The 12,507-nt window shown below is 42.1% G+C and carries 9 protein-coding genes; 4 read left to right on the plus strand and 5 right to left on the minus strand.

Annotated elements, in window-relative coordinates:
• Positions 1 to 9: 9 nt before the first annotated feature.
• Complete coding sequence (locus AC21OG_RS09140; protein ID WP_487377858.1) at positions 10 to 825, minus strand: methyltransferase domain-containing protein; 816 nt, start codon at positions 823 to 825, stop codon at positions 10 to 12.
• Between the two features lie 519 nt (positions 826 to 1,344).
• On the opposite strand from AC21OG_RS09140, the gene gyrA reads away from it, so the two are divergent.
• The 4 genes from gyrA to clpB all read left to right on the plus strand — a co-directional run bounded on the left by gyrA (position 1,345) and on the right by clpB (position 8,564).
• Positions 1,345 to 4,200: a DNA gyrase subunit A gene (gene gyrA, locus AC21OG_RS09145; RefSeq protein ID WP_487377857.1), complete on the plus strand. Its 2,856-nt coding sequence runs from the start codon at positions 1,345 to 1,347 to the stop codon at positions 4,198 to 4,200.
• 157 nt (positions 4,201 to 4,357) lie between these two features.
• Positions 4,358 to 5,056: a glutathione S-transferase gene (locus tag AC21OG_RS09150; protein ID WP_487377856.1), complete on the plus strand. Its 699-nt coding sequence runs from the start codon at positions 4,358 to 4,360 to the stop codon at positions 5,054 to 5,056.
• The gene (locus AC21OG_RS09155; protein WP_487377855.1) at positions 5,046 to 5,342 is read left to right on the plus strand and encodes a hypothetical protein; all 297 of its coding nucleotides are present in this window, start codon (positions 5,046 to 5,048) and stop codon (positions 5,340 to 5,342) included. The genes AC21OG_RS09150 and AC21OG_RS09155 overlap by 11 nt, the downstream gene beginning before the upstream one ends.
• 633 nt (positions 5,343 to 5,975) lie before the next feature.
• Positions 5,976 to 8,564, plus strand: a complete 2,589-nt coding sequence (clpB, locus tag AC21OG_RS09160) for an ATP-dependent chaperone ClpB (RefSeq protein WP_487377854.1) — start codon at positions 5,976 to 5,978, stop codon at positions 8,562 to 8,564.
• A gap of 290 nt (positions 8,565 to 8,854) precedes the next feature.
• Here the strand turns inward: clpB and AC21OG_RS09165 are convergent, their stop codons facing one another.
• The 4 genes from AC21OG_RS09165 to AC21OG_RS09180 form a co-directional block, all read right to left on the minus strand.
• On the minus strand, positions 8,855 to 9,199 hold the full coding sequence (locus tag AC21OG_RS09165) for a DUF3144 domain-containing protein (RefSeq protein ID WP_486546711.1): 345 nt from the start codon (positions 9,197 to 9,199) through the stop codon (positions 8,855 to 8,857).
• Positions 9,200 to 9,333: 134 nt separating this feature from the next.
• Positions 9,334 to 10,500 (minus strand): methionine adenosyltransferase, encoded by a 1,167-nt coding sequence (gene metK / locus AC21OG_RS09170; RefSeq protein WP_486546710.1) that lies wholly within the window; start codon positions 10,498 to 10,500, stop codon positions 9,334 to 9,336.
• Positions 10,501 to 10,812: 312 nt separating this feature from the next.
• Positions 10,813 to 11,508, minus strand: coding sequence for an endonuclease III (gene nth, locus AC21OG_RS09175; RefSeq protein ID WP_487377853.1), 696 nt, complete (start codon positions 11,506 to 11,508; stop codon positions 10,813 to 10,815).
• Between the two features lie 132 nt (positions 11,509 to 11,640).
• On the minus strand, positions 11,641 to 12,468 hold the full coding sequence (locus AC21OG_RS09180; RefSeq protein ID WP_487377852.1) for an RnfABCDGE type electron transport complex subunit B: 828 nt from the start codon (positions 12,466 to 12,468) through the stop codon (positions 11,641 to 11,643).
• Between the last annotated feature and the right edge of the window lie 39 nt (positions 12,469 to 12,507).

Below are 12,507 nucleotides of genomic sequence, written 5' to 3' on the forward strand. Positions count from 1 at the left end.
TTGATATCGCTATTGTGTCGTGAGGGTGGGGCGAGAGGCTAAAATATGCAGATAGCGACCTAACCATTTGTAAGGCTCTTGTGATGAGTAGCGTAGCTCCATTTCGATGACTGCCTCAGGGTGGTTATGTCCCCCTCGTTTAAGCGGTGCATAATCGTGAAAGACGCGTAAACCACTCACCTTGTCAATCGTAAATCCATCATTTTTAAGCCATCCTTCGACATCATGGAAGCTGACAGGGTTGTTAGGAGTTAGGCTTTTTTTATTATCTGCTCTATAATCAGGATTATTCAGTAGATTGAAGTTCCCCATAATTAAGTTGCGATACACAAAACTAACTGGATTATAAAAACATAGCGATAATTTCCCATTTGGCACAAGCCATCTCTCACAAAAAGGCATGATTTGCTGGGGTTCAGCCAACCATTCTAGTAGAGCGTGACATAATATTAGGTCATAGCCGTCACTCCCCTGATTTTGTAGTTTCTCATTGAGGTGTTGGTAGGGACAGACTAGCCAATTAATGTCCTGTAGTACTCCCTTCGCTTTGGCGTCTATTTTTGCTTCGGCAAGCATATTCTGCGAGATATCATTAATGGTTAATAAGTGACCTTTTGTGGCTAGCTCTATGGCTATCTGTGCTAAGCCTGCACCCACATCCAATATGCGTAATGGACGATTTAACGTCGATGCCATCTCACTAATTATAGGGTAAAGATCCTGTTTTAAGACGGCTAAGCGGATATCTCCCTTTAATCCACCATATACTTTTTTGGCGAAGTGGTCAGTAATAGGGTCAAAGTTTCGATCTTCATGAGAGGTCATTTCAAAATCCAAAATACAGTAAATTATTATAAATGCTAAATCACGGGCGATTATTATCCATAAATTGCCAGTCCCATAGAATGCTTTAGCGAGATAAATGGGTGTGTATTAAGGGCAATAACAGGGCACTTTATTTTAATTATTTGCGCTAGTGAACATTAAACACAGGTTTATAGTTACTGGCAGACAAAAAGCCCGCTTAAGGCTTATTTATGCTAAAATGCGGCATATTATTTTTATGCCTTTTCTATAAAACAACCTATCTTTGTCAGACTCATTGAACCTACTATTTGTAGTGTTTGCACTCGCTTTCCTCGATAGATTAATTTCTAGATTTGGTATCAGTATAACAACTTAAAGTAAGTTCGCAGTAAGCCATCTTAGAATAGCAAATGACCGCGACAAAATAACCTTTATTTTTCAGGTCATTAACACCAAATTTGATAGCGTTCATATTGAATACTATTAAAGGTAATTTCTACACGTTAAGAGGGCCATTGCCAACATGGAGATGTATTTATGAGTGATTCGGTCAGTCCTATTGCCATCATTGAAGAGATGAAGCAATCCTATCTAGATTATGCGATGAGCGTTATTGTCTCACGTGCGCTACCTGATGTACGAGACGGGCTGAAACCTGTGCATCGCCGAATCATGTATGCCATGCATCAGTTGTCAAATGACTATAATAAACCTTATAAAAAGTCTGCGCGTGTGGTTGGTGATGTGATTGGTAAATATCACCCACATGGTGATACAGCGGTTTATGATGCCATAGTTCGTATGGCTCAAGATTTTAGTTTGCGCTATCCGATGGTAGATGGTCAGGGTAACTTCGGCTCTATCGATGATGACCCAGCGGCAGCCATGCGTTATACCGAAGTTCGTATGACCAAACTGACCCATCAGATGTTGGCAGATCTTGATAAAGATACGGTCGATTGGGAAGACAACTACGATGGTTCTGAACGTATGCCAAGCGTATTGCCTGCTCGTATTCCCAACCTATTAGTGAATGGGGCGACAGGTATTGCCGTCGGTATGGCGACCAATATGGCGCCCCATAACCTGACTGAAGTCTTAAACGCGTGTTTGGCGTATGCAGAAAATTCGAATATATCAAGTGAAGAGTTGACCAATTACATTTCAGGTCCCGACTTCCCGACTGGGGGTATTATTTATGGTCGCTCAGGTATTGTTGATGCTTATCGAACGGGTAAAGGTCGTTTGCATGTTCGAGGTCGTTATCATATAGAGCCGATGAGTGAAACAGGCGCCAACCGTGACCGCGAGCGCATTGTGTTTACCGAAATACCTTACCAGTCAAACAAAGCGAAGCTTATAGAGCGCATAGCAGAGCTGGTTCGAGATAAGAAAATCGAAGGTATCTCAGAGATACGGGATGAATCTGATAAAGATGGGATGCGCATTGCCATTGACTTACGCCGTGGTGAAGTCGCGGAAGTCATTGTCAATAACTTGTTCCTACAAACGCCGCTTGAGTCAAGCTTTAGTATCAATATGGTGGCGCTCGATAATGGTCAGCCTAAGCTGATGACATTGCGTCAACTTATTGCCGCCTTTATTCGTCACCGTCAAGAAGTGGTGACGCGTCGTACTATTTATGAGTTGAATAAAGCCAAAGCACGGGGTCACTTATTAGAAGGTCTGACGGTTGCACTTGCCAATATTGACGATATTATTACGACTATTAAAGAGTCTGCAAACCGTGGTGAAGCCCGTGAAAAGTTATTAGTACAAACGTGGGACTCAGGTACCGTGGTGGCAATGCTAACAGCGGCAGGGCGTGGCACCCTTGAAGGCGGCGATTTGCGCTCAGTACGTCCTGAATTTATTGAGGGTGAAGATTTAAGAAATCCGTTTGGGCTAATTGACAACGGCAATAACTACCGCTTATCACTGGAGCAGGTTAATGCTATTTTAGAGATGCAACTGCATCGTTTAACGGGTCTGGAACAAGAAAAACTCACTGAAGAATATCAAGATCTGCTGTGTCAAATCGCAGAACTAGAATCTATCTTAGGTGATTTTGATAAATTAATGATGGTTATCAAAAACGAGCTGATTCAAATTCGCGATGATTTTGGTGATGAGCGTCGGACAGATATTGTCGACTCACGATCTGATTTCAGCCGTGAAGATCTTATTCCTGAGCAAACCGTTGTACTAACTGTATCCCGTACTGGTTATGCAAAAACTCAGCCAATTAGTGATTATGTTGCTCAAAACAGAGGCGGTAGAGGTAAATCAGCGACGGCTATGAAAGAAGACGACGTCATTGATCATCTTGTCGTTACCTCAACGCATGCGACAGTGCTTTGCTTTACTGACAATGGACGAGTCTTTAGTCTACGTGGTTTTGAAGTGCCTATCGCGAGCCGTGGTGCCCGTGGTCGACCTTTGGTTAATATTATCGGCTTGGATACTGATGAAGTTGTCACGACTATTTTACCGATACCGAAACAGTTAAAGTCTGCGCAACTTACGGCACAAGTGGACGATGATACGAGTGATACCAATGAAGATGCTGATGTGGTGAGTGATACCACACCGCCATACGTATTTTTCGCAACGGCGAAGGGTACGGTTAAACGGGTTGAGCTTAGACACTTTGCCAATATCCGTTCAAATGGTTTGATTGCTATTGGTTTGGAAGAGGGGGATAAGTTAATTTCTGCCCGCATTACCACTGGTCAACAGCAAGTCATGCTGTTTGCCTCAAGTGGTAAAGCCATTCGCTTTGATGAAAATGATGCACGGGTGATGGGTCGAACGGCTAAAGGGGTACGCGGGATGCGTATTGCAAAAAATGACACTATCAAGTCGTTAGTAGTCGTTGATGATGATCTAAAAGAAGTGTTGATCGCTTGTGAAAATGGCTATGGAAAGCGTACATCGATCCATGAGTTTAATGCTCAAAACCGTGGCGGTGGCGGTGTTATTGCCATTAAAACCAGTGAGCGTAATGGGGCATTGGTCAGAGCGACCAAAGTTGAGCCTGAAGATGATGTTATTTTGATATCAAATAAAGGAACTTTAGTTCGTACTCCCGTTGCGCAAGTAGCAACTTCAGGACGCAATACACAGGGTGTCACCTTAATTCGTCTGGCAGAAGATGAGTCGCTGGTTGCTATGGCTCGTGTAGAAGATACGTCGGAAGAAGATGCTTTGCTTGATGCGTTGTCATCTGATGATGAGCGTGTTGAAGCGCTCACGGATCAAGAACCTACTGATCAAATAAAGCTTGATTCACAAGCGATAGGTTCTGATGATAGCGTCTCTGACACGGTTGACGAGCATGATTTAAGCCACTCAAGCGTAAACGACGTCGAAGACGACAATACTGACCATTAAGACTTTTAAAGTATTTTGAAGCTTAACTGCTTTATTTGCATAGAAAGCTTTAAGAAAGGATAACAAAAGACCTCTATGCGCAATGAGTATTAGCATTTAAAATGCCAGCAAGAAGTAAACTTGCTGGCATTTTTTATTCATTTATATAAGGTTTGACATGTCTATCTTGCATTTACATCATTTAGAAAACTCAAGATCTTTTCGTATTGTTTGGCTTTTAGAAGAATTGGGCTTGGACTACCAATTGACCAAGTATCAGCGTACTGAATCATATTTAGCACCTAAAAGCTTAGAGAACATTCATCCGTCGGGTAAAGCGCCCATTCTGCAAATCAAAGAGAGCGATGATGCTGTTCAGCCAATGTCGATGATCGAGTCTGGTCATATCATTGATTATCTTATGGCAAAATATGATACGGATTATAAATTTCATCCCAAGGTTGATGCAGATAGCGAACAATGGCGTGATTATGATTTTTGGATCCACTATGCAGAAGCATCTGCTATGCCACCACTGGTTATGCGCCTGGTATTCTCAAAAGTCGTCGAACGCTCTCCTGCTTTACTAAAACCTGTTGCAAAAGGCATTCGTAAACAGGTAGAAGCCTCTATGATTAGTAAAAATATCACCAAAGCTTTAGATTTGGTGGAGTCTCAATTGAGTCAACATAAATGGTTTGCAGGATCTGAATTCAGTGCGGCGGATATTCAGATGGCGTTTTTTATAGAGGCTGCCAACTCTCAATCAGGCTTAGATCAAGTACGCTATACTAATACATTAAATTGGTTAAAAAGATGTCAAGCACGTCCGGCTTATCAAGCTGCTGTTGAAAAAGGGGGAAAGCTTGAGTTCTAAACGTCATGACGACACTCAAAAGAGGACTCAAGACAGCATTCGAAACAGTGATAAAGAAGGACGGCAACCAGAAGGTCGTGTTTCTACAGACAGTCATAATGTCGATCAGTCAGCAAAACCTGAGCTTCTTAAAAATGGAAAGTTAAAACTGTTTATACTATTGCTATGTGCGGTTAGTTTTTATGCAGGTTGGCAAGCCAGTCGATCTTATCTAGTTAAAGAGTGCCATTTGGCTGGGGCGGTCGTCAATGTCGAAGACGATTTGGTGTATTGTTCAATGCCATAGAGTCAACTATTTTAAATATTACTAAAGCAAGTTAATGTTGTGATAAGCACCATTGACTTGCTTTTTTATTGCGCTTAATTTGAGAGTTATAGTCAGCGAACTACTAAACGGTTAAGGCGTTAACCTCGCTAAGCCTACTACCGTATTACTCGCAACTTGCACTCGGTTGCCTTGTAACCATTTTAGACTTCTTTGACTATAGATCTTATTGAGATTAAAAAAAGTGAGACCTTATTAACTTTAAGCTAGGGCGTGTCGAACATTCGACCATAGCATTGGCGGAGACTAATTTTTAGTCAATTTGCAGTGAAATTTTTGACGCCTAGTCATTCTAAGTTAGAACCCTAAATTTTTAAAAGCCGCCATATATTGGCAAAAAAGAGTCCCGCCCTCACTCGAGCATAGCTATCAGAAGTGCTAATTTGCGAATGTTCCACACGCCCTAAGGTTAATATTTGAATGTTCAACAGACCCTATAGTCATGTAAAAAAATTGACACTACTAATAAATGTCGAAATTAGCTTGAAATAGTATCGTCAAGCCTACATATATAAACCAACAACACAGCGAGTGATACCGATTAAAATAATGGGTAACTTGCTGATAAAATTAAAATAATTAAAGGATACATCAATGAGATTCGATAAATTTACACAAAAATTACAAGCTGCTCTGCAACAAGCTCAGAGCTTAGCAATAGGGCGAGATCATACGGGTATAAGTCCAGTACATTTAATGGCAACCTTGTTGGAAGATGAGTCTAACCTATCTGTATGCCAACAAGCAGGAGCCAGTATTCCTGCCCTTAAAAATGGGGTGGCCAAAGCGCTTGATAACCAAGCGACTATTGCTAATCCGACTGGCGAAGTCAGTTTGAATCCAGACTCAGTCAAAGTACTTAATCTTGCTGATCGTCAGGCGCAAAAAGCGGGTGATGACTATATTGCGACTGAATGGGTCATGTTGGCTTTGGCTGAGCAAGGAGAAACTAAGAAAATCTTCGAGCAAGCAGGGGTTACCGCAGATAAGCTTAAAGCTGTTATAGAACAGCTTCGAGGCAATCAAACTGTCAATGATCAAAATGCAGAAGATCAACGTGATGCGCTTAATAAATATACCATTAATTTAACTGAGCGTGCTGAAATGGGTAAGCTTGATCCCGTTATTGGCCGTGATGAAGAGATACGTCGTACAATACAAGTACTATCACGTCGTACTAAGAACAACCCTGTTTTAATCGGTGAGCCAGGGGTAGGTAAGACCGCCATCGTCGAAGGGCTTGCTCAAAAGATTGTTAACGGTGATGTGCCTGAGGGACTACGTAACAAGGAAGTATTATCTCTTGATCTGGGTGCTTTAATTGCTGGTGCTAAATACCGTGGTGAGTTTGAAGAGCGTCTAAAAGGGGTCCTAAACGACTTAGCGAAACAAGAAGGCAATGTCATCTTATTCATTGATGAATTGCATACGATGGTAGGTGCCGGAAAAACAGATGGTGCTATGGATGCAGGTAATATGCTTAAGCCTGCGTTGGCACGTGGTGAGCTTCATTGTGTAGGCGCAACTACCCTGGATGAGTACCGTCAATATATCGAAAAAGATGCGGCACTTGAGCGTCGATTCCAGAAGGTTTTGGTTGACGAGCCTACGGTTGAAGATACCATTGCTATTTTGCGGGGTCTTAAAGAGCGCTATGAGCTTCATCACGGGGTAGACATCCAAGACAGTGCCATTATTGCGGCGGCGCGTATGAGTCATCGTTATATTACCGATCGTAAGTTACCCGATAAAGCGATTGACTTAATTGATGAAGCGGCTAGCCGTCTGCGTATGGAGATGGACAGTAAACCTGAGTCACTAGGCAAACTTGACAGCCGCTTAATTCAGCTAAAAATGCAGCGTGAAGTGCTTAAAAATGAAGAAGATGCAGGTGCCGTGGCTGAACGTAATTTGCTAGACGAGCAAATCGAAGAGCTTGAAAAAGAATATGCTGATTTAAATGAAATTTGGCAGGCTGAGAAAGCCTTAGTTAAAGGCAGTCAGCAGCTTAAAGATGAGCTTGATAAAGCCCGTATTGCTTATGAAAAAGCGAGCCGCGAAGGTGATTATGAAACAATGAGTAAACTGCAGTATGAGACCATACCGCAGTTAGAAAAACGAATCACTGAATCTGATCTTGCAGAACAAAAAGAACAGTCAGGTGAGGGAATTGGTATCAAGCTTCTGCGCAATAAAGTGACAGATAATGAAATCGCTGAGGTGGTTGCTGCAGCAACCGGTATTCCAGTCAATAGAATGCTACAAGGTGAACGTGAGAAAATGCTGGCAATGGAAGACGCCTTGCATGAACGGGTAATAGGTCAAGACGAAGCGGTTCAATCGGTTGCCAATGCGGTACGTCGAAGCCGTGCAGGGTTGTCGGATCCAAACCGTCCCTCAGGCTCATTCTTATTTTTAGGCCCAACAGGTGTGGGTAAAACCGAGCTGACAAAATCATTGGCTAACTTCTTGTTTGACTCAGAGGATGCGATGGTTCGTATCGATATGAGTGAATTTATGGAGAAGCATAGTGTTAGTCGTTTAGTTGGCGCTCCTCCTGGTTACGTCGGTTATGAAGAAGGCGGGGTATTGACCGAAGCGGTTCGTCGTAAGCCTTATAGCGTCCTCTTATTTGATGAAGTAGAAAAAGCACACCCCGATGTGTTCAATATTCTGCTGCAAGTACTAGATGATGGTCGCTTAACCGACTCTCAAGGTCGCGTGGTAGACTTTAAGAATACCGTTATCATCATGACCAGTAACTTAGGGTCACATAAGATTCAAGAGATGGCAGGTGATGATTATGAAGAAATAAAGGCATCAGTGATGGAGTCAGTAGGTCAGCATTTCCGTCCAGAGTTTGTGAACCGTATTGATGAGATAGTGGTATTCCATCCATTAGGTATGTCACAAATGGCAGGTATTGCTGACATTCAGCTTGATCGTTTAAGAGATCGCTTAAAAGAGCGTGAAATGAACATCAAGTTATCGCCCGATGCAATGAACATGTTAGTCGCTGTGGGTTATGATCCTGTCTATGGCGCACGTCCTTTAAAACGTGCTATCCAGCAACAGATAGAAAACCCACTGTCACTGAAGCTGCTCTCAGGCGAATTTGTAGCGGGTGATACTATTAAAGTTGATGTGGATGAAAACGATACATTAGTCTTCACCAAGCTATAAATTATAGTCAAAGAAGTCTAAAATGGTTACGAGGCAACTGAGTGAAAGTACTAATGGAGTAGGCTTAACGAGGTTAACACTGTAAGCGTTTAGTAGTTCGCTGACTATAGGTCATCACTAACGTTATTTGAGTCTATTATAGTAATAAAAGTAAGCCCCATAAGTTAACCTAACTTATGGGGCTTTTTTAATGGTCTTTATAATTAAGGTTGTGTTTATTGGTATTATTTAATAAAGATGAATCTTAATAAAGTTAAATTTTTACTGTACCTATATTTTATTATGCCGTGTTATGACTGCTCATCTTTATTGATTTGCACATACTTATCGAAGTTCTCAGCATAATCATCTAAGTTATCACTTAACATCTGACGATACTGTTTGGCATAGAACTCAATAATTTCATTCTTCTCTTTTGCTAAGTCGCTGCCTTTAACAAAGCCAATGGATGCCACTGAAGAGCTATAGCGAGCTGCCGCATAAAGTAATGACGCTCCTACTTGACCTGAATGTGCTTCAGGACCTAACTGGCTATTGGCAAGCTCAATAATGGCATCAGCGCGCTTATAAAATGCTTCGATGTCTTTTGACAGTTCTGGACTTTGATTTTCGGCGTTATTCGGAGGTGTCGTCATAAGTTTTCAACTATTTAGCTTAAAAAATTGGTTAATATTTGGGTTCGAATGTTGGCTAGAAAGGGGAGTAGAAATGCCCAGTTAACGAATCAACCTGCTAACCATTTAATTAGTCAACAGGCATAAGCTCAAGTTTAAATATTGGCATCCGCCCGTAGAATATCTGCTTTATCAGTTTTTTCCCAAGTAAATGCCGTTTCACTGCCTGGACGCCCAAAGTGACCATAAGTTGCCGTCTGCTGGTACATAGGCTGTAATAAATTTAGCATATGAGTAATACCATAAGGACGCAAGTCAAAGTGGGTACGTATTAGCTCAATGATCACCTCACGACTCACCTTAGAGGTACCAAAGGTATTCACCGAAATTGAGGTAGGTTCTGCCACGCCAATGGCATAACTAATCTGGACTTCACAGCGTTCAGCCAGTCCTGCCGCTACAATATTTTTAGCGACATAACGACCGGCATACGCGGCGCTGCGGTCGACTTTAGAAGGATCCTTACCACTGAAGGCACCGCCACCATGACGCGCCATACCGCCATAAGTATCCACAATGATTTTACGACCTGTCAATCCTGCATCACCAACCGGACCACCAATCACAAATTTACCAGTAGGATTAATATGGTAACGGGTATCCTTATGCAGTAAATTAGCGGGTAATACCTGCTGAATAATCTCCTCCATAACCGCTTCTTTTAGCTCAGACTGAGAGATGCTAGGATCATGTTGGGTCGATAATACTACAGCATCTATGGCAGCAGGAAGACCATCGTTATATCGCAAGGTCACCTGAGCTTTCGCATCAGGACGTAGCCATGGCAGATCTCCAGAGCGACGTAATACTGATTGGCGCTCCATCAATCGATGTGCGTACTCAATAGGCGCTGGCATTAAGACCTCTGTTTCATTGCTGGCATAGCCAAACATGAGCCCTTGGTCTCCAGCGCCCTGATCCTCAGGATTCATGCGGTCAACACCTTGAGCAATCTCAGGTGACTGTTTACCGATCATATTGATGACAGCACAGGTGTCGCCATCAAATCCTAAATCAGAATGATGGTAGCCAATACCATTGACAGTATCACGGACGATACGCTCGATATCCACATTAGCAGTGGTTGAGATTTCACCGGCTAATATGACTGCCCCTGTTTTGACTAAGGTCTCACAGGCCACACGCGCGTGTAAATCTTCACGCATAATAGCATCAAGTAAGGCATCTGAAATTTGGTCTGCCATCTTATCGGGATGGCCTTCACTGACTGATTCTGAGGTAAATAGTTGATAGTCATGCATAACAAGGGAGTCACTTATATTCAGGAGCTTATATTCAGAAACTTGCGATTTGATTTATTAAGCTTTTTAGACATTCAATTAAGCTTATAAAACCCGTGCTAAGCTTTTTAATAGCCGAACACCGATAAAATCTAGCAAGGTAAACTTGGAATTAGAGAGTATTTTACCCTTAAGTCATCTAAAACTCTAGTGATACAGGGCATAATAAACTGAGTTAACTATACTAAGTAGTTTTATGGCTCAAAAAAGGCATTAGTGACGGGTTATAAAATTTAAAATTCTGTTAGCAGCGGTATAAACATTGTGATGACCTTATAACTCTGCAAATTTATGTTTGTCTTTAAACATACACTCATTATAAACGGGGCAGGCATCACATTTTGGGGTTCGTGCTTGGCACGTATACCGGCCATGTAAGATCAAATAATGATGGGCATCTACGATATATTTATCAGGAATACGCTCAATAAGTTTCTTTTCTACCGCTAATACGGTTTTTCCTGTGGCCAATCCAGTGCGATTACTTACACGAAATATGTGAGTATCCACTGCCATCGTGGGCTGACCAAATGCGGTATTTAAAACCACGTTAGCAGTTTTACGTCCCACGCCTGTCAGCGCCTCTAAATCTTTGCGATTATCTGGTACTTGACTGTTATGTTTATAAATTAAATCCTGACACGTCTTAATGACGTTTTTTGCTTTTGAGTTATACAATCCAATGGTTTTGATATAGTCTTTTAGGCCGTCTTCGCCAAGCTCATAGATGGCTTCAGGTGTATTTGCTACTGAAAATAGCTTACGGGTCGCAAGGTTAACACTCACATCAGTGGCCTGTGCAGACAACATTACGGCAATCAGCAGCTCAAAGTTGCTACTATATTCAAGTTCAGTCACCGGCTCATCAATGGCTGCCGCTAGCTTTTCAAAAAATATTGGCACATTTTTATTTGGCAGTCGTCTTGAAGGTGGGGTTTCTGCCGTTTTGTGTTTAACAACTTTACTCATAGGGTTTTGGTCTGGCTTAAATAAATTGCTGGGTTTTTTCAATGATAGGTTTTTAGTAAGGTCTGGTTCTAATGCGCGTTTGGCTTTGATAAGTGTCTGGTTTTAATGAGTCTCGACGTCATTCAAAATGAATTAATCAGATAATTGTTCTAGCTGTTGTTTTAACTCATCAAGTTCAGCCTGTTTAGCCTCATGATGACGAACGCTGAGCTGTTTCTCAAGCTTTTTAATTTTAGTCCGTAGCTTGGCGACCGCAATGGTGGCTTTCGCTTGAGCTTCATTAATATCTAAACTTTGATGTGAAGCATTGCCCAGTAGCGTTTCTACCATACTGGTAACAGGTTTAGCATGGGTGTTGTCAGACATCTGATGGGCGACGCGATTTAAGTGAGTATGATAGCGCTTTCTAAGATGAGCCTGTTCATAGGCTCTATGTTCCGGCGTCTCAAATGAAGGATCACGTGGCATTTCAATCAGATCTATACAGTCTACTGGGCAGGGAGGCAAGCATAACTCGCAACCAGTACACAAGTCTGTAAAAACAGTGTGCATATGCTTACCTGTTCCCACGATGGCATCCACTGGACAATCTGGAATACACTTGGTACAGCCGATGCAGTCATCCTCACGGATAATAGCCCTTACTTCTGTAGGACGCTGAGTATTAGGATCAATAGGCCATTGTGACTCTCGTGCTATCAGTCGGTCACGATTTAGAATTTCGGCAATATGGTCACTGACTGGCTGTCCTCCAGGGACACATTTATTATGGGGCTCACCGTCAACAACGATTGCGGCTGCATAGGGCAGACAGCCATCAGGATGGTCACAAAGGCCGCATTGTGTTTGAGGAAGTGTGGCATCTATGGCGACTATTTTTTCACGTTGAGTATTTGTAAGGCTATCAAGTTGTAAGCGATTAAATAAAATGGGTAAATCGTTTAATCGATAAGTGCTCACAAATACCTCTCGTGTTATTAAATAGGGATAAAAAACGGT

The sequence above is a fragment of the Psychrobacter sp. CX5 genome (assembly GCF_057621535.2).